The 19783-nt window shown below is 41.5% G+C and carries 23 protein-coding genes and 1 riboswitch; of the genes, 9 read left to right on the top strand and 14 right to left on the bottom strand.

Going from position 1 to position 19783, the window contains the following annotated elements:
- Positions 1 to 42: 42 nt before the first annotated feature.
- Entirely contained in the window at positions 43 to 366 is a 324-nt protein-coding gene (gene nirD, locus OCU38_RS15335) for a nitrite reductase small subunit NirD (RefSeq protein ID WP_261824381.1), read from the bottom strand.
- A 15-nt stretch (positions 367 to 381) separates the two neighbouring features.
- The gene (nirB, locus tag OCU38_RS15330; RefSeq protein ID WP_261824380.1) at positions 382 to 2940 is read right to left on the bottom strand and encodes a nitrite reductase large subunit NirB; all 2559 of its coding nucleotides are present in this window, start codon (positions 2938 to 2940) and stop codon (positions 382 to 384) included.
- A gap of 206 nt (positions 2941 to 3146) precedes the next feature.
- Positions 3147 to 3246, top strand: a riboswitch (purine riboswitch).
- Between the two features lie 30 nt (positions 3247 to 3276).
- Here nirB and add point away from each other — a divergent pair.
- Complete coding sequence (gene add, locus OCU38_RS15325) at positions 3277 to 4278, top strand: adenosine deaminase (protein ID WP_152820733.1); 1002 nt, start codon at positions 3277 to 3279, stop codon at positions 4276 to 4278.
- 107 nt (positions 4279 to 4385) lie between these two features.
- On the opposite strand, the gene OCU38_RS15320 is transcribed toward add, so the two are convergent.
- Positions 4386 to 4733 (bottom strand): YajD family HNH nuclease, encoded by a 348-nt coding sequence (locus tag OCU38_RS15320; protein WP_023405707.1) that lies wholly within the window; start codon positions 4731 to 4733, stop codon positions 4386 to 4388.
- Between the two features lie 198 nt (positions 4734 to 4931).
- On the bottom strand, positions 4932 to 5552 hold the full coding sequence (locus tag OCU38_RS15315; RefSeq protein WP_261824379.1) for a LysE family translocator: 621 nt from the start codon (positions 5550 to 5552) through the stop codon (positions 4932 to 4934).
- Between the two features lie 359 nt (positions 5553 to 5911).
- Between OCU38_RS15315 and OCU38_RS15310 the strand changes: the two genes are divergently transcribed.
- A complete protein-coding gene (locus OCU38_RS15310) occupies positions 5912 to 6691 on the top strand; it encodes an ion transporter (protein WP_261824378.1) in 780 nt (259 codons plus the stop codon).
- Here OCU38_RS15310 and OCU38_RS15305 read toward each other — a convergent pair.
- Entirely contained in the window at positions 6676 to 7194 is a 519-nt protein-coding gene (locus OCU38_RS15305; protein WP_261824377.1) for an NUDIX hydrolase, read from the bottom strand. The genes OCU38_RS15310 and OCU38_RS15305 overlap by 16 nt on opposite strands.
- 132 nt (positions 7195 to 7326) lie before the next feature.
- Here OCU38_RS15305 and OCU38_RS15300 point away from each other — a divergent pair, with 132 nt between their 5' ends.
- Positions 7327 to 7620 (top strand): putative hemolysin, encoded by a 294-nt coding sequence (locus OCU38_RS15300; RefSeq protein ID WP_261824376.1) that lies wholly within the window; start codon positions 7327 to 7329, stop codon positions 7618 to 7620.
- Between the two features lie 94 nt (positions 7621 to 7714).
- On the opposite strand, the gene OCU38_RS15295 is transcribed toward OCU38_RS15300, so the two are convergent.
- Positions 7715 to 8113 (bottom strand): OsmC family protein, encoded by a 399-nt coding sequence (locus OCU38_RS15295; RefSeq protein WP_261824375.1) that lies wholly within the window; start codon positions 8111 to 8113, stop codon positions 7715 to 7717.
- Positions 8114 to 8463: 350 nt separating this feature from the next.
- Here OCU38_RS15295 and OCU38_RS15290 point away from each other — a divergent pair, with 350 nt between their 5' ends.
- On the top strand, positions 8464 to 8673 hold the full coding sequence (locus OCU38_RS15290) for a cold-shock protein (protein WP_017029576.1): 210 nt from the start codon (positions 8464 to 8466) through the stop codon (positions 8671 to 8673).
- Between the two features lie 94 nt (positions 8674 to 8767).
- The gene (locus tag OCU38_RS15285) at positions 8768 to 9307 is read left to right on the top strand and encodes a YaeQ family protein (RefSeq protein WP_261824374.1); all 540 of its coding nucleotides are present in this window, start codon (positions 8768 to 8770) and stop codon (positions 9305 to 9307) included.
- Between the two features lie 66 nt (positions 9308 to 9373).
- On the opposite strand, the gene OCU38_RS15280 is transcribed toward OCU38_RS15285, so the two are convergent.
- The 4 genes from OCU38_RS15280 to OCU38_RS15265 all read right to left on the bottom strand — a co-directional run bounded on the left by OCU38_RS15280 (position 9374) and on the right by OCU38_RS15265 (position 12472).
- Positions 9374 to 10042 carry a potassium channel family protein gene (locus OCU38_RS15280; protein ID WP_261824373.1) on the bottom strand — a complete coding sequence of 223 codons (669 nt, stop codon included), beginning with the start codon at positions 10040 to 10042 and terminating at the stop codon, positions 9374 to 9376.
- The gene (locus tag OCU38_RS15275) at positions 10042 to 11142 is read right to left on the bottom strand and encodes an AI-2E family transporter (RefSeq protein ID WP_261824372.1); all 1101 of its coding nucleotides are present in this window, start codon (positions 11140 to 11142) and stop codon (positions 10042 to 10044) included. Before OCU38_RS15275 ends, OCU38_RS15280 begins: the two co-directional genes overlap by 1 nt.
- 133 nt (positions 11143 to 11275) lie before the next feature.
- Positions 11276 to 11782: a DUF3087 domain-containing protein gene (locus OCU38_RS15270; RefSeq protein WP_261824371.1), complete on the bottom strand. Its 507-nt coding sequence runs from the start codon at positions 11780 to 11782 to the stop codon at positions 11276 to 11278.
- 225 nt (positions 11783 to 12007) lie between these two features.
- Positions 12008 to 12472, bottom strand: coding sequence for a TetR/AcrR family transcriptional regulator (locus OCU38_RS15265; protein ID WP_261824370.1), 465 nt, complete (start codon positions 12470 to 12472; stop codon positions 12008 to 12010).
- Positions 12473 to 12689: 217 nt separating this feature from the next.
- Here OCU38_RS15265 and OCU38_RS15260 point away from each other — a divergent pair, with 217 nt between their 5' ends.
- On the top strand, positions 12690 to 12992 hold the full coding sequence (locus OCU38_RS15260; protein ID WP_261824369.1) for a YfcZ/YiiS family protein: 303 nt from the start codon (positions 12690 to 12692) through the stop codon (positions 12990 to 12992).
- Between the two features lie 247 nt (positions 12993 to 13239).
- On the opposite strand, the gene OCU38_RS15255 is transcribed toward OCU38_RS15260, so the two are convergent.
- Positions 13240 to 14373 (bottom strand): 1-acyl-sn-glycerol-3-phosphate acyltransferase, encoded by a 1134-nt coding sequence (locus OCU38_RS15255; RefSeq protein WP_261824368.1) that lies wholly within the window; start codon positions 14371 to 14373, stop codon positions 13240 to 13242.
- 199 nt (positions 14374 to 14572) lie between these two features.
- Here OCU38_RS15255 and OCU38_RS15250 point away from each other — a divergent pair, with 199 nt between their 5' ends.
- Positions 14573 to 15172, top strand: a complete 600-nt coding sequence (locus tag OCU38_RS15250) for a hypothetical protein (protein ID WP_152820722.1) — start codon at positions 14573 to 14575, stop codon at positions 15170 to 15172.
- A gap of 72 nt (positions 15173 to 15244) precedes the next feature.
- Here the strand turns inward: OCU38_RS15250 and OCU38_RS15245 are convergent, their stop codons facing one another.
- Positions 15245 to 15724: a hypothetical protein gene (locus OCU38_RS15245; RefSeq protein ID WP_261824367.1), complete on the bottom strand. Its 480-nt coding sequence runs from the start codon at positions 15722 to 15724 to the stop codon at positions 15245 to 15247.
- Between the two features lie 45 nt (positions 15725 to 15769).
- Positions 15770 to 16294, bottom strand: coding sequence for a nicotinate-nicotinamide nucleotide adenylyltransferase (locus tag OCU38_RS15240; RefSeq protein ID WP_152820720.1), 525 nt, complete (start codon positions 16292 to 16294; stop codon positions 15770 to 15772).
- Between the two features lie 94 nt (positions 16295 to 16388).
- On the opposite strand from OCU38_RS15240, the gene nadE reads away from it, so the two are divergent.
- Together nadE and OCU38_RS15230 are read left to right on the top strand one after the other, a co-directional pair.
- Positions 16389 to 17216 (top strand): ammonia-dependent NAD(+) synthetase, encoded by an 828-nt coding sequence (gene nadE, locus OCU38_RS15235; protein WP_261824366.1) that lies wholly within the window; start codon positions 16389 to 16391, stop codon positions 17214 to 17216.
- A gap of 278 nt (positions 17217 to 17494) precedes the next feature.
- Positions 17495 to 18457: a transposase gene (locus tag OCU38_RS15230; protein WP_261824365.1), complete on the top strand. Its 963-nt coding sequence runs from the start codon at positions 17495 to 17497 to the stop codon at positions 18455 to 18457.
- Between the two features lie 299 nt (positions 18458 to 18756).
- Here the strand turns inward: OCU38_RS15230 and OCU38_RS15225 are convergent, their stop codons facing one another.
- Entirely contained in the window at positions 18757 to 19512 is a 756-nt protein-coding gene (locus OCU38_RS15225) for an SDR family NAD(P)-dependent oxidoreductase (protein WP_261824364.1), read from the bottom strand.
- Positions 19513 to 19783: the final 271 nt, after the last annotated feature.

The raw sequence follows: 19783 nt of genomic DNA, 5'->3' as shown, positions 1-19783 counted from the left end.
TTGAAAAAGACAAGACGAGGAACCTTTTCGCTATTAAATCTCTTATGCAGAAATTTCAACCGCACCTTTAATTACGCGTGCTTTGAAAGCGCGAACGTTAAAACGCTCATCTTCCATGCATGCGCCAGTGCTTAAGTTAAAGCGTTGTTTCTTTAACGGACTTGCTACCCAAAGCTCTTCTTTGTGCTCTACGATTAATCCGCGAGAAAGCACATTTGATTGAGCAAAAGGGTCAGTATTTGAAATAGCAAACACCTTCTCTTCATGTGAAGGTCTAAATACCGCAACTTGTTGACCATCAACTAACGCGCAAACGCCTGTTCCCGGTACAATGTCGTCGATATTACAGATCGATTGGTAACTCATTGTGGACTCCCTTTATTAATCAATAATCGCTTCGTGAAAGATGTCGCCTTTGGCTTCAGGATGTTTTTCCGTGAAAGTCGCAGGACGGTGTTGCTCACGTGCATCGACAAAGACAACGTTATCATCACGAAGATCTGAGTTAATAAAGTGCGAGAAACGAGTCAGTTGTAGCTCATCATTGATAGCGTCAGTCCACTCACAACGATATTCTTCAACAAGTTTTGCCACATCAGCTTCAAGCTGAGCATTGATGTTAAGCTTGTCTTCCACAATCACGTCACGTAAGTAGTCAACGCCACCTTCTAGATTTTCAAGCCACACTGACGTGCGTTGCAGTGGCGCAGCTGTGCGAATGTAGAACATCATGAAGCGGTCGATGTATTTGATCAGGGTTTCTTGATCAAGGTCGGTTGCCAGTAAATCAGCATGACGAGGTTTCATGCCGCCATTACCACATACGTACATATTCCAGCCCGCATCAGTGGCAATAATGCCTAAATCTTTACCTTGTGCTTCGGCACATTCACGAGTACAACCCGATACGCCAAACTTCATCTTATGTGGCGTACGAATGCCCTTATAGCGATTCTCAATCATAGAGCCAAGGCCCACTGAATCTTGCACGCCGTAACGACACCAAGTAGAGCCAACACAGGTTTTCGCCATACGCAGCGCTTTCGCGTACGCTTGGCCTGTTTCAAAGCCCGCTTCAATCAGCTTGCGCCAAATAGCCGGAAGATCGTCTTTTTGCGCGCCAAATAAACCAATGCGCTGTGCGCCAGTCACTTTGGTGTATAAGTCGTATTCAGCCGCCACATTTGCTAGGGCCGCCAAGGCTTGCGGAGTCACTTCACCACCGGCCATACGCGGGATAACAGAGTAAGTACCGTCTTTTTGGATGTTACCGAGGAAGTTATCGTTGGTATCGTGCAGCTTAACCAGTTGCGGCTTAAGAATATGCTCGCCCCAACAAGACGCTAAGATAGAGCCCACTAAAGGTTTACACACTTCACAGCCATAACCTTTACCGTACTTCTCTAATAGCTCATCAAAGGTTTTGATCTCTTCAATGCGAATAAGGTGGAATAGCTCTTGTCGCGAATACGCAAAGTGCTCACAAACATCGCTTTTCACTTCCACGCCCGCTTTAGCAAGCTCAGCATTAAGTACCGACGTCACAAGAGGAATACAGCCGCCACAACCTGTGCCCGCGTTAGTCACAGCTTTAATATCTGCCACTGTATGATGACCATCGGCTACCGCTTTTGCGATTTGGCCTTTAGTCACATCAAAACAAGAACAAATTACCGCACTTTCTGGCAGAGCGTCTGCCCCAAGAGTCGGTTTTTCTGCGCCTGCGTGTGCAGGAAGAATCAAGGCATCTGGGTGTTCTGGAAGCTCAATTTCATTAAGCATCAGCTGCAACAAATCGCCATAGTCAGAGGTATCACCGACCATAACGGCGCCAAGCAGTTTCTTGCCATCTTCAGAAACTATCAAACGCTTGTAGACTTCTAGCTCTTCATTTTGATAAACAAAGCTCTTACAACCAGGAGTACGACCATTTGCGTCACCAATTGAACCTACTTTTACACCAAGCAGCTTCAATTTCGCACTCATGTCAGCGCCTTCAAACTGGCTTTCATTGCCGATAATATGATCCACCGCTACGGTTGCCATTTTGTAACCCGGCGCAACTAGCCCGTAGAAATGTTGATTCCACGACGCACATTCACCGATAGCATAGATATTGTCATCTGAAGTTTGGCAATGGTTGTTGATCGCAATACCGCCACGAGGCGCGATATCTAACGCCATTTGACGCGCCAGTTTGTCTTGCGGACGAATACCCGCTGAGAACACAATAAAGTCAGTTTCAAGTTCACTGCCGTCTGCAAAACGCATAACGTTACGCAACTCTTTACCGTCAGGGGCAATTTCAAGGGTATTTTTGCTGGTGTGAACATTCACGCCCATACGCTCAATCTTCTGGCGCAGTTGATTGCCACCGGCTTGGTCAAGTTGTTCAGCCATCAGTTTTGGCGCAAATTCAACCACGTGAGTTTCCACGCCCAATGCGCGCAGTGCACCTGCCGCTTCAAGCCCAAGCAAACCACCACCGACAACCACACCTACTGTGCTGTTTTTGGCTGTTGCTTCAATGGATTTTAAATCTTCGATAGTGCGATAAACAAAGCAGTCTTTGCTTTCGTTACCTTTGATAGGCGGTACAAATGGGTAAGAACCGGTTGCCATCACCAATTTGTCATAGGCAATTTCACGACCTGTACTAGAATGTACAATACGGTTTTCACGGTTAACATTAATGGCACGTTCACCTATTAAAACGTTAATGCCGTGTTTTTCATAAAAACCTTCTTTAACAAGAGAAAGCTCTTCAGCGGTATGGTGAGAAAAATACGAAGAAAGGTGGACTCGATCATAGGCAATACGGGGCTCTTCACAGAACACGGTAATATCCATATTTGAAACATCTGTTTTTTCTACCAGATCTTCAATATAACGATGTCCAACCATGCCGTTCCCGATGATAACTAGCTTCATCTTGCTCATAGCGGATTCCTTTAGGCTTTAAAATTTACAAAACTTGCGCGATTGTATGTAGGAACGGCATTGCAAAATTGATCTAGATCAATTTCGACCAAATATACCCCTCTTTGGGTAGTTGTCATACAAAACTACAAATAAGTAATTGATTCATAATAAATTCCCATTTTTCCTACTCTTTACAGTTTGTAACAAGGCGTTTGTGTTGCTAAAATCAGCTCGCAATCGAGCTTCATATAATCCCTCTGATACGGTGTGGGAGTCTCTACCAAAGGCCAATAACCTTTGATTATGAATTCATTGTCTTTATTTATTCCTGTCTCTTAATAAAGGTGACGACTTATGGATTTTTGCTCTCTGCCAAAAATTGACCTACATTGCCATTTAGACGGCAGTGTTCGACCAGAAACGATCATTGACCTAGCAGAAGGTCAAAACATCGAATTACCTAGCCAAGACGTCGAGGTGATCCGAAACTTGATGATTGCACCGGAAACGTGTGTTGATCTAAAAGAGTATCTGACTCGCTTTGAGCTGCCTCTACAAGTGATGCAAACTGAAAAAGCACTTGAACGAATCTCATATGAAGTGTTTGAAGATGCGGCCAAAGAAAACGTTAAATACCTTGAACTGAGATTTGCTCCCCTATTGCATACAGCAAAAGGGTTAACCGTTAAGCAAATCATTTCATCTGTCGTGAAAGGTATGAAACGTGCAGAGCTTGATTATGATATTCGTGGTAACTACATCCTGTGTATTCTACGCACCATGCCAAAAGACGACATTCAGCTGGTTATCGATGAAGGTGCTAAATACTTAACTAAAGGCGTTGTTGCGTTTGATCTTGCAGGTGCTGAAGCGGCAGGTTTTTGCCATGACTTTGTAAAAGAAGCCAAGTATGCACGTAAAAAAGGGTTTCACGTCACCATACATGCCGGCGAACAAGGTAATGGGCAAAATGTACAAGATGCGGTTGAGCTTTTAAAAGCAGAACGCATTGGACATGGCATCCATATCATTGATCATTCAGGTGGTTTTAAAGCCGTACGCAATGGCAATGTGGGCTTGGAGACTTGTCCTAGCAGTAATGTGCAAACCAAAGCGGTACAAGATATTGAGTCACACCCTGCTAAGCGCTTTTATAAGCAAGGTCTGGCAGTCACTATTAATACGGATAACAGAACAGTATCCAATACCACCATGACTCAAGAAGTGCAAAAAGTGTGTGAACAGTTTTATCTTTCACAAAAAGACTATGTGTCTATCTATTTAAACAGCGTAGACCAAAGCTTTGCCAGTGATGAAATCAAACAAGAGCTGAGAAATTACGTCGACGAGTTGTAATACTTATATAGATAGTAAGAGACTCACTAGAATTGATAGAAAAACGGCCATGTGCATCACACATGGCCGTTTTTTATTGAATCCATTTTCTTATTCCATCTATAGCGCTATTTTTTCATCATTTTTGCTAAGTCAGCAAACGGGTTATGAGTCGCCACTTGATGATCATCAGCGCGAGCCACAGGATCGACGCCATAACGTTCATGATCGGTATATTTTGAGTGCTCATGATCATGACAATACAAACAAAGCAGTTCCCAGTTACTTCCATCTTCTGGGTTATTGGTATGGTCGTGATCTTTGTGATGAACGGTTAATTCGCGCAAGTTCGAATAAACAAATTCACGAGCGCAATTACCACACACCCAAGGATAAAGTTTCAGTGCTTTATCACGATAGCCGGACTCTTTGCGAGCATAGGCAGCACTACTACCTGTAAAATCTGAAGAAGACATCTTTATTTCCACATTAATTTAAACCAATCCTAGTGACCAATGGATCGCTATAACCGCTTAGAATGCGCCGCTATTGACGATCTATTAATAACTATAATTGATATTCGCTACTGGTATAGCCATTAAATTAGCATATTTTATTATGCGATGCAGGAGGATAAGCACACATTTGTTGAGCAATACCGCTTAGGGTTTGAATTAAGTTAAAAATAACCAAATGCCTACTCCAATCATTAAACTGCCCGCAATGCGGTTCATCAATTTTACGTTGTCACTGTTTGCCAACATCATTCTAAGCCCCTTGCCTCCTGAGGCATAAATGCTCATGCAAAAAAACTCTGACAACATAATAATGCCGACCAAAATCACCAGTTGAGGGGCAACCGCAAACTTAGGGCTGATAAAAGGTGGCAATAACGAAATCATAAACGCCCAGCCTTTTGGATTGGCAATAGCAGTAATAAAGCCTTGCGCCACTAAGCCGTAGTTACTGGCACCCGAAGAAGCAAGGTTTTGCTCAGAGAGCGCCATTTTGCCTTTGGAACGCCACATTTGGATGCCGAGATAACTTAAATAGGCCGCGCCAACGATTTTAAAGCCCATAAACAAGGCTGGCATCTTTATCATAATCGCCGCAATACCCAATACGGCGCTGATCGCCACCACAGCAACACCAAGCACCTCACCGAGCATCATCCACAACGTTCGCTTATAGCCAATACTCATGCCTAAACCCAGTGCTAATGTCATGCACATACCAGGGGTAATGGATACAAATAAGAAAGTAGGAATGAAGACCCATAAAGTGGCAATATCCAAAATCAACATCTCACTGAAAATTAAAACAAGAGATACAAACTATACGCAAACAACAGAACATACAAGTTTTTAACATTAGCGCTCCTTGTAATAGTCACTATTTTTCATAGTGTTACTGTTATTTATCGCATAATCCCTCTAAATTTATCATCAATTTAAAAAGTCACACCGTCACTAAACAAGTCATTTATTTGTCTGTTTTACTCTGTGATCGCACTCTAAATACTAAACCTAGCCTAGGCACTATAATTCCCTTATCGATTGGGATATATTGCTTGCAAGAAAATATCCCCTACATCAACCTCGCTATTAATGGCTCTTACCAATAGCACCTCGATGATCACTAATTAACGTAAATTATGAATCCTAAATTACAAGAAGCGAAACGAGAGTTGGGCCCCATCCAGTTTTTAACTCTGGTTCTGTCTATCTATGTGTTATTAGTGTTATTTGTAGAAAATGCCTTTGACCTCGCCGATGATATTCTAGATTTACTGACCATAGTGGATACCTTTGTGTGTGGGATTTTCCTAGTCGATTTTTTCCAACGCTTCTATCGCGCGCCAAATAAGCTGGCATTTATGAAATGGGGATGGATTGATCTGCTTTCGAGCATACCTATGGTCGATACCTTACGCTACGGCCGATTTATCCATTTGATTCGCTTCTTTAGGATCTTAAGAGCGATACGTTCAACCAAAGTCATTCTTAATTTCCTATTTCATAACCGTCGTAAAGGCACCTTCACTATTGTCGCTAGCGTTTCTGTGCTACTGGTTATTTTTGGCGCGATTGGGATTTTGCAATTTGAAAGAGGCTTACCTAATTCCAACATTCAAAATGCCAGCGATGCGCTGTGGTGGGCTTTTGTCACCATCACAACTGTTGGTTATGGTGACTATTATCCTGTGACGACATTTGGCCGCATGGTGGCTACGGTATTGATGACCGCAGGGGTTGGCTTATTTGGCACCTTTACTGGCTTAGTGGCAAACTGGTTTATGCTAGAAGGCGAACAACAAGAGAACCGCCAAGAACAAAAAGAGCGCCAAGAATTAAAGCAAGATATTGCTACCTTACACAATGAAATCAGCGAGTTAAAAGAGTTGATTGAACAAAAAAATCACAAACATTCTTGAGCGATTAAGTGCAGCAAAAAGGTTTCTCGTTCAATGCTTAAGCCTTTTTTGTCACTGGTGGCAATCGTGTGTTCGTTGTGCTTAATTGCATCATAAATGTTAACCCATAATGCCTGCATACCATTATTTATCTCGTACTCTTCAAAGTTAGGCGTGCCTAAAATTGGATCCACTTGGCAGGTATAACAATACGAATGCATGTGCATCACATCCGCATCGTCTTTATACCACGGACGAAACTCTTCAAATACGCCAAACGGCGCAATATTGCGAATATTTCGCGCGCCCGTTTCTTCTTGTAATTCACGCACTAAGCCTTCAATAACATCCTCTCCTTCATCAAGACCACCACCTGGCAATGAGTAGTCATGATAGCGCTCGGTATACATCAGCAGTATTTGTTCACCACGTAAAGCTATCGCTCGGGTTGCCTGTCTTTGAATGATGGTATGTTGGTCAAGTTGAGATAAGCTGGGATGTACTCGGGTTGTTAAATGGCGCATTACGTTAGTTTTCAAAAGAATAATTGGGGTTATTTTAACATGTTGTACTTGGTTAACTATTGAATTAATTGGGATATCTCGTACACTAAATCAAACAAGATAAAATCATTTAGTTCTTTGGAGCCAATAGTAATGAAGAAAATCCTCCTATTATCTGTGATGACAGCTACTGTGTTGCTTGCAGGCTGTGCAAACAAAGATGACGAATACACGGTAAAGGACTGGGATCCAATTACCAGTAAAGCATCTATGTATTGTGTACAACAAAATCACGAGATTGAGCGTGCGACAGAGAACAATAACCGTGTTACCTATTGTGAGCTCTCTAACAGCGAAAAATATGAGATCTGGGAATACTATTACAAAAATCATGAAGATGAGCGCCCAGACAATCAAAATCAGACCGATGAGGCTGCTGCAAAATAAACAACGCTTTGGCTAGCGATTAAACCAACAAAGCCCCGTTCAGCGATGAACGGGGCTTTTTCTTCGATTATAGCGACTTAATTAATAAATAGCGTTATACAATTTCCCAAGAGTGCGTCATTTGCACGCCCTTATCCAGCATCAAACATACTGAACAATATTTTTCTAGCGAGTCTTGCGCCACTTTCGCCACAATGGCAGGATCCAGCGCTTCACCAGAAACTTCAAAGTGAATATTAATTTGGGTAAAGTATTTTGGCGCTACCTCGCGACGAGTACTAGACAATTTCGCCACACAGCCAGTCACCTTCTGCCCTGCACTTTTTAATCCATCCACAACATCGACAGAGCTACAACCACCAGCAGCAATTAACACCATTTCCATTGGGCTTGGCGCTGTTTTACCGCCACTGCCATCCAACACCACTGAGTGACCCGATTGAGACTCACCAATAAATTTGAAATCTTCAACCCAAGATACTGTTGCTTGCATAATCAATTCCTCTACTCGTTTTGCCACATTGTACAGAGGAGCAGACTAACTCAACAAGCAAAAGATGACGACTGCGTTGCAAAACGGGCAAGTTTAAGTGTCATGTATAAAAAGTTGAATACGCCTAACAATTTTACAAATTGTACCCTTGTAACTACCTGTGATTTCATTGACTTATCTACTCTGCTCTATACACTGAATCAAGCAGGAAAAGTTTTGTTTTTGATGTTGTAAGTACTGTTGGAGACTTGTCACCGCCGTATTCATCAGCGGTCAATGCAATCTATTTTCAAGCTCTTAGAATGGTCGCAACAGGCCAAATTTAGTTAAAATGTAAAGGAAAACTGACAATGTCTAACACAGTTACTGGTACCGTAAAATGGTTCAACGAAACTAAAGGTTTTGGTTTTATTCAACAAGAAAACGGTCCAGACGTATTCGCTCACTTCTCAGCTATCCAAGGCGACGGTTTCCGTACTCTTGCTGAAGGCCAAAAAGTAGAATTTGTTGTTACTACAGGTCAAAAAGGCCCACAAGCAGAGCAAATTCGCGCTGTATAAACTGCGCTAAGTAAGCCAGTTCCATGCTGGCTTACTTTTAGCTGCCGTTACCTATATAATCACCGCCTATCTCCTACTCTCTGGAATTCCCACTTTGGCGCTCAAACCCACTATTTTTAAGTTTCGTGTAAACATTGCGGACACCAATCGCAATCGATTTGAAGACATCAACCTCACTGTCGCTAAGCATCCTTCAGAAAATGAAGTTAGAATGCTGGTTCGTATTTTAGCCTTTTGTCTCAATGCCACTCCTAACCTGTCTTTCACTAAAGGTCTGTCCGATCAAGAAGAGCCAGATATTTGGGAGTTGTCTGATATTGGCGATATATTGACGTGGATTGAAGTGGGTGAACCATCAGCCGATCGCGTGAAAAAAGTGGCGCGTAAGTCTAAACAGACACACATCTATACTTTCAATGAAAATAAATCTGATGTTTGGTTTGCAAAAAATCAATCTGCATTGCGCGACATTAAAGTCAGTGTAACGCAATTTGATTTTGCCCCTATTACAGAATTGGTGGCAGGATTACAACGCACTAACGATTTGAGCTTAATGATCTCTGGAGACTCTATGTTTGCCACACTAGGTGACATAAATTCAGAAATTAAAGTGACCGAACTGCAAGTGCAGTAAACGTATTAAATAGGGTCATTGATAGCCAATGACCCTACCTATCCTTTGCTTACTATTTATTAAATATCATTCATCACTTGCGCTACTTTTCTGGGACAGTCCCGCACTGACTAAGCTCGAAACCAGTATTGCCAAATAAAATACTCCCGCAATTGCTTGAAAATATGCAACAAATCTTGTGAGTGGCTCACTAGGAGAAATTGCTCCATAGCCGACGGACGTCATGGTAATGAAGCTGAAATAGATCATTTTGGACAGATTATCCAGCCATGGCCCATATTCGATGCCATTAAAGCCTCCCCCCAATAGCTCTAACAGCAACAATTGTACAAAGGTAAACCACAGCCCCATCATTAAATAAATGCAGATAGAACCCACAATTTGATTTCTATCGATATTGGACGCTTTTAAAACCAATAAGGTAGCGTGTTTTAGGTATTGACCAATAAACATAATCAGTGCGACAAGCGATACTATGGAAAGATTGGCTGCATCAAAAATTGAGGCTAATGAGGACAACATCACCAATACAATCAAAAAGCCAAGCCAGCCACGCGTTTTTATTTTTTGGCTTTCAATACCAAAAATAGAAGCTGACATGCAAAACAACAGCCCCAGTAAAATCACGCTTTGGCCTGTGCCAAAAAACTGCTCCATGATGGCGCACCCGCCAAGTAAAACGATTAACGCAACCAGCAAATATAGAAAATTATCGCGCTCTGTCATTTTAGCCATTACTGTTTCTCTTTTTGCAGTTGCGCCTTATCGTCTTGCTCAACCTCAACCTCAGATTGAGCCAACCAAGCCACAAACAAGCGATGTGTCACAGCAAGAACCACTGCGCCAACAAACAAGCCCACAATGCCCGACATTGCCATACCACCGATGGCGCCTAACAATATGACCAGCATGGGAATATCTGTCCCTCGCCCCATCAGCATAGGTTTTAATATCGCGTCACTGGCACTGACTAACACGCACCATACGGTAAAGATTCCTGCTACTAGGGTGGTGTCGGTCGTCCAGGCGAAAAACAGCGCAGGAATTAGCGCTAAAATAGGCGGCAGTTGAATAATGGCAACAATCAGCACCGCTAACATCCATAGCCCCGCAAAAGGAATATCAGCAAAATAGAGCCCGACCCCGGCCATTAGTGATTGAGTAATGGCAACACCAATCACGCCTTGTACTACGCTGCGCACAGTCGCCACCGATATTTGTGTGAACTGCGAGCCATACTCACCGGCAAGGCGCACAGATATTTGTTGAAATGACTTTTCGCAAGCCTGCGCATTCGCCATGAACACGCCAGCAATCAGCAAAGAGATGGTAAATTGTAAAACGCTGCCTCCAACACTACCAACGGTCGAAATCACAGTACCAAGAATGTCTTTTACATGCTCTGAATGTTGAATGAGGGCTTTGCTTAGATTGGCAGAAAAACCCAGTAAAGTGGCATATAACTGCTCACCGATGATAGGCCAACCCTGAATACTTTCTGACGGCGGTTTTAATTGCAGTGTGCCACTTTGTACTTGCTCATACACATCGCCAGCACTGCTAAATAGACTGTCCCCAATTAAATACGATGGCAAGATAAGCAGCGCCACCCCAATAAGTGACAACAACCAACTTGATTTGCCTTGTGATAGCCCCACCTTGGTTTCAATACCCTTAACCAGAGGAAAGAGCGCAGTAGCAATAATAGCGCCCCACACCACCAACAATATAAAGGGTTTTAATATTTGAAAACACAGATAGAGCAAAATGCCGACGATGACAATTTTAATAAAAGCATCGATCGCCTGCTTAGAGAAATCCTGAGAAGTGTTCATAAAAAGTCCTTGTAATACAATCTTCTAACTGTAGTTTAGATGCTTTTCTAAATAAGTTACGAACAAGTGTTAAACTTTTTATGTTTAGGTTATAAAAGGAGGGGTATTTAATATACGCTCGCTGAAAAAACGGCTAAAACGCTTTTAAAATATTGGCATGATACTGAGTAATGTCTAATTGGACGTCATACTCTCGAACCCAAGCATCAAGCTGAATTTGTGACTTATGCAGGCTGTCCATAGTGATGGTGTTATCGTCTAACTTCCACAATTGACGCGAACCAGTGTAGCTAAACTGTAAGGCAAGCATCGCCTGCTCATTGCCCTGTTTGGCGTGTTCAAGTAATTGTCGATTCTTACGATAAATCAGGTTAAGTGCATGTTTTAGCTCCCATACATACACCACTTCTTTCATCTTTGGATGAGTTTTTAAATTAAGCAAGGTAATGCCTAATAGAGCGACACTGACCACCACACCCAGTGCATTCCAATGAAAATGGCTGCCTGACTCAGATGGCAGTAAATGAATTAAGGTTTGAGAAATCGCTAGGCTTGATGCCGTTAAACCCGCGATACAAGCAACAATAACCACGTTTAAGCGGGCGCGATATTGTTCCTTATTTATTGTTAGTAATTGCATTAATTGTCCGTTTTTTCAGCAGCGCAATACACATAAAGAGAATGGCTACCTAGCCTTTGAGAGGCCGATTATACACAGTTCAATGAGTTGAATAAGCAACTCATATTAAAACTTTTACTCAGGTCGTTTACTCAGATCATTGCATACGATGAGAATTGCTTTGGCATTATACATAGATACGGTTTTTATTGTTTAGCTAGATTTAGCCAAAGAGCGTTTCCGCCACTATTGATTGGCTAAACGAATCACAGCAAGTCCTAGCAACCACTCAAGCTCTTTTTTACTTTCCTCACCATATTGCTCCCGTAATAAAGCAAATAGACGCTGGATTCCTTGCAAGGAGAACCCTTTCGCCCCATCACAGACCGTAATGTGATGAATCATCAGACGCAAGATTGCGAGAAATTGTGAGGAGTGCAATGACGCTTGCCAGCTTTTGCTAAAACCTAATAAACCTGAATCAAAGTTAAGGTGTGTTAACAGCAAATCAAAGACACGATTTTCCAGCTTCAAAGCAAAGTCCGCTTTTTTAGGAAAATGATGACTGATACCAGTGCGTGATACACCCGTGACTTGGCTCAACGTTGTATAAGACATTTGGTCGTAGCCGATCGTCAACATTTGCTCGAGCACCGAATCCATAATCATGTTTACGGTTATTTCTGTATCTTCTTTACTGCGCTTTGGCATTACACCGACCTATAATTGGAGAGTAAATCTTGTTTTAGATCATACTCATATAGTCGTGATGGAGTTTCAATGCATCCCCCTCTATTCTGACAATCAAATGACAAAATGACATTCCCAATACACGTTATTAAATAAATGTTTAGATCTTACAAATATTTTTGTAGCTGATCACATCATTGCTATGTAAACTGAAACAAATCGTTATAGGAGATTGACTATGTCAAAAGTAACAAAAGAACCTGAAGTTTGTGAAGCATGCGGTGTAGCAGGCGAGATGGGCTTTGTTATCAACGTGGGTGATGAGACTTCTGAAGTATCACTATTTTCTTCAAGCAAAGAAGCGGTAGAAGTTGAGTTTCAAAACTACTTAGCCCTTGCTAAAGAAGTGAATGCTGCGGTTGAGTCTCAAGTTGAAATCGTAGAAAACGATGGTCAGTTTGAGCTTCACGCTAAACTGAAATTTGAAGTAAGTGCTGAAAAACTTATCTTCGATCTTAAGAGTCGTACTCTTTCTCGTTAATATTCGGTTATCTGAATTAAAAAGGTTGAACTTATCACTAAGTTCAACCTTTTCTTTATCTGGCTTCTTATTGAGTAATACCAATCGTACTAAATAACTGGTCATTCTAGCTTGTTAAAATGCTCGATAACGGCGTTAGAATTTTTGATTGTAGAATAACTACTTATCGAAAAATTCTGCCTTGTTCTCGAGCATTTTTCCTGCGCTAGATCTGATCACTTACTTAGTGTGATTGGTATAAAGAAAGTTAAGCAACCAACTCAGACTTGTCTTTAGATAGATTTCGCACTGGATTCGCATAGCCATCAATTAAGAAGGCTTTCGCACCCTCTTCGAGTTGTGCCAATTTCTCTGCAAACTGATCCTTTGTGGCTTGGTCAATAGTGCTGTCATCTTCCACGCCAGCGGCCAACAAGTTAATTGGGAACAGTTTATAGTTATCATGGATTTGACGATCAATCTCATCGGCCAGAGCTTCTGGAGTGTCTAAGTCATTATCAATGACATCGCCAAAACTCACATTCACTCTTCCTTTGTAGCCAGTGATGCCTTTCACGATACTTTCAATATCTTCAAACTCTGACTTTTGATACTCGCCTTTGGTTGCTTTTTGATGCAGCTCATTGGCTTTAGCAATATCGCAAGGGTCTATTTCGTAAGAGATTGCCACAGGGACAATCTTTAATGATTTTACATAATCAGAGAAAGACATTTTGCGTTTGCGCCCTTCTAGCTGAATCATTTTAATGATTGCCGGATCAGTAAAGTCATTACCGTCTTTAGCGCGCCCTTCTTTTTGTGCAATCCAGATAGAATTGCCCGTTTCTAAAGAGTGCTTAATATACGACGACAATAAACCCAATGTTTTCAACATCTCACGCGGGCCTTTTGCCGAACGTTTAACGATAAAACTCTTGTTTACTTTCATTAGTTCAGTTGCGCAAGGCTTACTTAACAAGTTATCGCCAATCGCAATACGAACGGTTTTGTGCTGAGTGTTATGCAGACCATAATTAACGAGTGCAGGATCCATCGCAATATCACGGTGGTTTGAAATGAACAGGTAAGGCGTATCTCGATCGAGTTTATCAAGACCGTCAAAATTCACGTTATCAGTGGTGGCATCAAGCGCTTTCTTTAGGTATTTTTCCACCTCGATCTGCACTGAGTCGATAGAGTCCAGTTTTCCCCAACGGTTTTTCAAATACAATTTCACAAGTGGTGACATGAGAGCCTGAAACCATTTTGCGTGATTGTTGAATTTGTGATTAAGAATAGCGGAGATAAATTCTTCGTCATTAATTAAGCGACCGATCGCTGGAGCGATTTCTTCGTTGTTATAGGGTCTAATCTCTTGGTAAATATCGTTATCAGTAGACATATTCATCATCATTTGCAAAAAATCATGCCGATTTTACGCGCTTATTAAACAATTTACAGCAAGTTAGCACATGAAATTGTAAGGTCAGACCATATAAGGTCGCATTATTCCCCATTTATTTACATTGTTGCTATTGGCAGAGCACATCATATCGCGCTAACCTAATTAAAATAACGCTCAACATACACTGAACTTGCCCATGCATTACGCGATACAATTTGAAGATAAACAGTTTGACTACCTCTCATTAACCTCACGAAAGCCGACGCTTAAGCACCAACTTATTTATGTGGTTGAGGGTTTGGTCAGTGTGCGTTTGGGTAAGCTTGAGTATGCCATTGATAAAGGCAATTTCTTTTGGCTACCCGCCAATTGCTTATCTGCTTTGAGTTACTTCCCTAATACTCGCTGTAAAGTGGTAGAAGCCTCACAACGCCTCACCAAACCTTTCCCTAATAAAGCCGGTTACGTTAAAGCCAGTGAACTCGTTGTGGCATTATTTGATCGACTCGCTAACGTGCCTGATCCTTCAGAACATCAGCAAGTATTGCTCAGTGCAATGCAATATGAACTGCTTGAACTCAACCCTAATTTACAAACTACCTCTTTAAGTCATAAATTAAATCAATGGGATAGCTCAAGTAAAGATCTGTCGATTGAATATCAAATGGTGATGCGAGTGAAAGAAGCGGAAAAGCTGCGCTTATCAGGAACCAAAGAAGCGGACATTGCGCAGAGACTGTTTGCTGGTAGTGAACAAAGCTATCAAGCGGCTCGCTTGGCAGTTTTGGGGGAATAATTAAGCCGGGCTTCGTAGTAATAGATATAGGAAACTCGTGGGGCTAGTAGAAAAGGCCTTACGAGTGAATGTTTAGAACGGCACTTCTAATTGTACATGAACCACATCTTCAAAGTGTTCATGCCATTGATAATCTACTCGTACGCGCGGTTTGTCTTTTTCGCCAATGCCTACACTTAATTGAACCCCGTATGTTTTAATTATCTCTTCATACGAAAGGTCTGCATCGTTGGTGGTCATTTCTTCAGGACGGTACACACCAAGGCCAAAAAAGCTTTCTTCTATGCGCTGGGTTAACAGGGGATCATCAACATTTTTCAACATCCAATTCGACCAGTAATCCAATGTGGTTGGCTCGTCTTTTAAATGCGTAGTCACTAATAAATCATCAACGATTTCATCGACGGTATCGATAATCTCTTCACAAAGCTCTAAAGTAGAATTAACCAAAACGATGGTTCTTGTTGGATCGCGATCAAAAACACAAGCCTCAGGAGCTCCTGCCATAAAAGTGCCACATACCAGTGCTACTGTCGCATTTAATCGTGTCACTTAATCCAAGTGTCCTTTTGCTTTGAGAGTTCTGTCAGAGTAATGTTAAATTGTGCGGTAGAAGTGTTGATTTTGCAATATTTTAACGACGCTTTTGGTCGTCAAATGGTTAATATCTTGATGCTGTGCAAGTTTTTCGCGTATTTCAGTACTGCGTATAGCGGTGGTTTCCGGGCATGCCAGTACGTTCCACTGCTTCATTATCTGCTCAGCTTTAGCAAACTTCGCAAAACTAAATAAATTATCCGGCCCCATCACAAAGGTTAATTCAGCGCCTGTATGTTCGGCTTGCAGCGCGCTTAGTACTTGAAAAGTGGTAATACTGCCCTCTTCTTGCTCACTCAATGTCTGTTCAATACGTGACAGGGCGACATTGCGACAGGGTATATCACTAATAAAGCCTTCAATCATAGTGCAGCGTTCTGCATAGTCTAACATCTGCTTTCCCCAAGCATGCGCAATACTGGGTACTAATAACACTTGATCAAAATGGGACAAACGCTCAATCACACTCAAATGACCATAACTTGGGGGGTTGAAGGCACTGCCAAATACCGCTATTTTTTTCATTATTATTGCCCTCTATGCTTTGGAAAATTGAGCCGAATGAGAATTTGCAATATGATATCAAAAGTTGCCTTTGAATATTTAGGACATTTAACTAATGGAACAGAAAATTCGCCAAGAAATGCGCGTACTCCCAAGCATCGACGTCGATTTTGAAATTGAACGACGTGTAAACTTTATCAAGCAGAAAATGCTGGAAGCTGGCTGTAAGTCAGTGGTACTTGGTATTAGTGGCGGTGTTGATTCAACAACTTGTGGTCGTTTAGCGCAAATTGCGGTAGATCAGCTTAACCAAGAGTCTGAAAAAGAGTATCAATTTATCGCTGTGCGTCTACCGTACGCAGAGCAAAAAGATGAAGATGAGGCGCAACTTGCGCTCTCTTTTATCAAGCCTAGCCATTCAGTTGCCGTAAATATTGCAGCAGGTGTTGACGGAATGCACGCAGCCACTTCTGTCGCTCTGGAAGGTACAGGTTTAATGCCTGAATCTGCTGAAAAAATTGACTTCGTAAAAGGTAATTTAAAAGCACGTGCACGCATGCAGGCTCAATACCAAATCGCAGGATACGTTGGCGGCCTAGTGCTTGGTACTGATCATTCTGCTGAAAACATTACCGGTTTTTACACCAAATTTGGTGACGGAGCTTGCGATCTTGCCCCTCTATTTGGCCTAAGCAAACGCCAAGTTCGCCAACTAGCAAAAACACTAGGTGCACCAGAGCAACTGGTCACTAAAGTCCCTACCGCCGATCTTGAAGAACTTGACCCACAAAAAGCCGATGAAGACGCACTAAGTGTTACCTACGATGATATTGATAACTTCCTAGAAGGAAAACCTCTAGCAGAAGACGCAAAACAAACTATCATCGACATCTACACACGCACCCAACACAAGCGCCAACCTATCCCAACAATTTACGATTAAGTTATTGTTTAAAAGAGCCACTCAGTCTTGAGTGGCTCTTTCCTTTTTTGGGGACACACACCGAATTGAACTCAATCTTATTCAAGGACACACACTAAATCTCATTCACTTTTTCTGCCTAAAATTAGGAAACACCTTCCAAGGACAGTCCCTTAATCAAATCTTGATATGAATCCTTTAAAAGTACCAAATACAGTATGATTTTCTACGCAATACCGTGATTTTTTATTCATTAACGGCTAAATAAACTCTATCTGATTTTTTAAGAGTTGATGAATATGACCACTGCACGCAAACAACTAGTATCGATTGACGCTACTCCTTATTACCACTGCGTATCTCGATGTGTCCGACAAAGTTATTTATGCGGTCACGACTACAAAAAGCGCACTTGTTACAATCATAGAAAGCAATGGGTCGAGCAAAAGCTTATTGCATTGACATACTGTTACTGTATCGACGTTTGTGCTTACGCCATTATGAGTAATCATTATCATCTGGTATTATATATCAATAAAAACAAAGCATTAGCTTTATCACAACTCGAGGTTGTAGAAAGATGGAGCCTTGATCATAAACTTCCTTTATTGATAAAACGCTGGTTAAGAAAAGAACTAACTAACCGTGCTGAAGAAGAAAAATGCAACAAAATCATCGAGCTCTGGCGAAAGAGATTATGGGATTTAAGTTGGTTTATGAAAGACTTAAATTTTGAAATCGCATGTAAAGCTAACAGAGAAGACAACTGTAAAGGCCATTTTTGGGAGAGTCGTTTTAAAAGCCAAGCATTACTCGATGACCAAGCACTTTTAGCCGCAATGGCTTATGTCGATCTCAATCCAATCAGAGCAAGTACAGCTAAAATGCCTGAAGCATCTGAATATACTTCAATCAAGGCTAGGTTAGATGCCCTCGGAAATGGCTGCATTTCACCAAATTACCTATGCCCGTTTATTGGTCATTCAAGTAATGAAACTCAAAGTGGTATTCCATTCAAGCTGATGGATTATATTGAATTAGTGGACTGGACAGCACAAGAGTTCAGAGAAGGAAAAGCGTCTATAGACCATACTCTACCCCCTATCTTACAAAGACTTAGCTTTGATCAACAACACTGGATTAAGGTCTGTACCCATCTAGAGCGTCGTCGAACGACAGCGATCAGTACGAGGCTATATCAAATTGAACATGCTAAGTTACTGCTAGGTAAATCGAAGATACATATGTATTGGTTAAATTAAGTAGTTTCTTATTCTCTAAATGTGAAGAGAAAAAATTGCAGGATAAAATATATCCTTCCTAAAATGATCGGCTACCAATTCAAGCATACACAAAACCATGAAGTAAAAGGTCAACCAATTTCATTCGAATAAGTATCAAGCAAATATACGTTGCTTTAGATGTCAGAAATAAAACTTAATTTTTATTCGGTGTGTGTCCTTGATAATTATCGAACCATATAAAAAAAACAGCAGATCTTTTATCAAGACCTACTGTTTCAATTCAAGCAATTAAACTAATTGTGAGTTTAAAGCGGTAATTAAATACCTAGAGCTTGACCACCACCGATTTGTAGCGTTTCAGCTGTGATGAACGAAGCATCTTTGCTTACTAGGAAAGAAATTGCAGATGCAACTTCTTCTGGTTGACCTAGACGACCTAGCATAATGCTGTTAGCCCAAGAAGCGAATACTTCTGGCTTAGTCGCTTTGATTTGCGCATGGAATGGAGTATCGATAGTACCAGGAGATACAGCATTAACACGGATGTTTGCAGGAGCAAGTTCTTTAGCTAGCGCACGTGTTAGAGTGTGTACTGCAGCTTTAGAAGTACCGTAGATACCAGCACCAGGGCCACCAGCGTTCCAAGCAGCGTTTGAAGTGAAGTTGATGATTGATGCATTATCAGACTTCTTCAAGAATGGGATTGCAGCACGAGATACGAAGAACGCGCTATCAAGGTTAAGAGCCATTACTTTACGGAAGAAATCAGTTTCCATGCCTTCGATTGGGCTACGACCACCTAGGCCACCAGCGTTGTTTACTACAACGTCGATTTGACCGTATTTTTCGCCAATAGCATTGATGTTAGCAGTTACTGCATGCTCATCAGTTACGTCAAAACCGTAGTACTCAGCTTTGATACCAGCTTCTTTAAGCTCAACTAGACGCTCTGCGCCTTTGTCATCTTCGATGCCGTTAAGAACGACTGTGTATCCATCTTGACCAAGACGTTTTGCAACTTGAAAGCCGATGCCTCCAGTTGCGCCTGAGATAAATGCTACTTTATTAGACATATTGATGTTCTCTTTGTTTAATTTTAGGCTTCACTAAAAGTGTCGATAATTCAATGAGTAAGCCTTATATAAACAGGCAAATCCCATACACTTCTAGCAACTCGCATAATTGTAATACAATATGCTTTTTATTTAAATAGGTATATAAGGTCTCTGTGCTCTAACTCACAAATTTTAAATCAAGATTTAAGGACAGGCACCGAATTCAATAAAAAGTAGCCAATATAATGGCGATGTTACAAACACGAAAAAGGCTAGGTTTACACCTAGC

Source organism: Vibrio neonatus (genome assembly GCF_024346975.1).
GTDB classification, from domain to species: domain Bacteria; phylum Pseudomonadota; class Gammaproteobacteria; order Enterobacterales; family Vibrionaceae; genus Vibrio; species Vibrio neonatus.
The sequence above is the reverse complement of the archived record's forward strand: the minus strand, read 5'-3'. Positions and strand labels throughout refer to the sequence as shown.

What these genes read in the sequence shown, in the direction of transcription:
- nirD (WP_261824381.1), bottom strand. Translation starts at nt 366, where the DNA reads ATGAGTTACCAATCGATCTGTAATATCGACGACATTGTACCGGGAACA.
- nirB (WP_261824380.1), bottom strand. Translation starts at nt 2,940, where the DNA reads ATGAGCAAGATGAAGCTAGTTATCATCGGGAACGGCATGGTTGGACAT.
- add (WP_152820733.1), top strand. Translation starts at nt 3,277, where the DNA reads ATGGATTTTTGCTCTCTGCCAAAAATTGACCTACATTGCCATTTAGAC.
- OCU38_RS15320 (WP_023405707.1), bottom strand. Translation starts at nt 4,733, where the DNA reads ATGTCTTCTTCAGATTTTACAGGTAGTAGTGCTGCCTATGCTCGCAAA.
- OCU38_RS15310 (WP_261824378.1), top strand. Translation starts at nt 5,912, where the DNA reads ATGAATCCTAAATTACAAGAAGCGAAACGAGAGTTGGGCCCCATCCAG.
- OCU38_RS15305 (WP_261824377.1), bottom strand. Translation starts at nt 7,194, where the DNA reads ATGCGCCATTTAACAACCCGAGTACATCCCAGCTTATCTCAACTTGAC.
- OCU38_RS15300 (WP_261824376.1), top strand. Translation starts at nt 7,327, where the DNA reads ATGAAGAAAATCCTCCTATTATCTGTGATGACAGCTACTGTGTTGCTT.
- OCU38_RS15295 (WP_261824375.1), bottom strand. Translation starts at nt 8,113, where the DNA reads ATGCAAGCAACAGTATCTTGGGTTGAAGATTTCAAATTTATTGGTGAG.
- OCU38_RS15290 (WP_017029576.1), top strand. Translation starts at nt 8,464, where the DNA reads ATGTCTAACACAGTTACTGGTACCGTAAAATGGTTCAACGAAACTAAA.
- OCU38_RS15280 (WP_261824373.1), bottom strand. Translation starts at nt 10,042, where the DNA reads ATGGCTAAAATGACAGAGCGCGATAATTTTCTATATTTGCTGGTTGCG.
- OCU38_RS15275 (WP_261824372.1), bottom strand. Translation starts at nt 11,142, where the DNA reads ATGAACACTTCTCAGGATTTCTCTAAGCAGGCGATCGATGCTTTTATT.
- OCU38_RS15270 (WP_261824371.1), bottom strand. Translation starts at nt 11,782, where the DNA reads ATGCAATTACTAACAATAAATAAGGAACAATATCGCGCCCGCTTAAAC.
- OCU38_RS15265 (WP_261824370.1), bottom strand. Translation starts at nt 12,472, where the DNA reads ATGCCAAAGCGCAGTAAAGAAGATACAGAAATAACCGTAAACATGATT.
- OCU38_RS15260 (WP_261824369.1), top strand. Translation starts at nt 12,690, where the DNA reads ATGTCAAAAGTAACAAAAGAACCTGAAGTTTGTGAAGCATGCGGTGTA.
- OCU38_RS15255 (WP_261824368.1), bottom strand. Translation starts at nt 14,373, where the DNA reads ATGTCTACTGATAACGATATTTACCAAGAGATTAGACCCTATAACAAC.
- OCU38_RS15250 (WP_152820722.1), top strand. Translation starts at nt 14,573, where the DNA reads ATGCATTACGCGATACAATTTGAAGATAAACAGTTTGACTACCTCTCA.
- OCU38_RS15240 (WP_152820720.1), bottom strand. Translation starts at nt 16,294, where the DNA reads ATGAAAAAAATAGCGGTATTTGGCAGTGCCTTCAACCCCCCAAGTTAT.
- nadE (WP_261824366.1), top strand. Translation starts at nt 16,389, where the DNA reads ATGGAACAGAAAATTCGCCAAGAAATGCGCGTACTCCCAAGCATCGAC.
- OCU38_RS15230 (WP_261824365.1), top strand. Translation starts at nt 17,495, where the DNA reads ATGACCACTGCACGCAAACAACTAGTATCGATTGACGCTACTCCTTAT.
- OCU38_RS15225 (WP_261824364.1), bottom strand. Translation starts at nt 19,512, where the DNA reads ATGTCTAATAAAGTAGCATTTATCTCAGGCGCAACTGGAGGCATCGGC.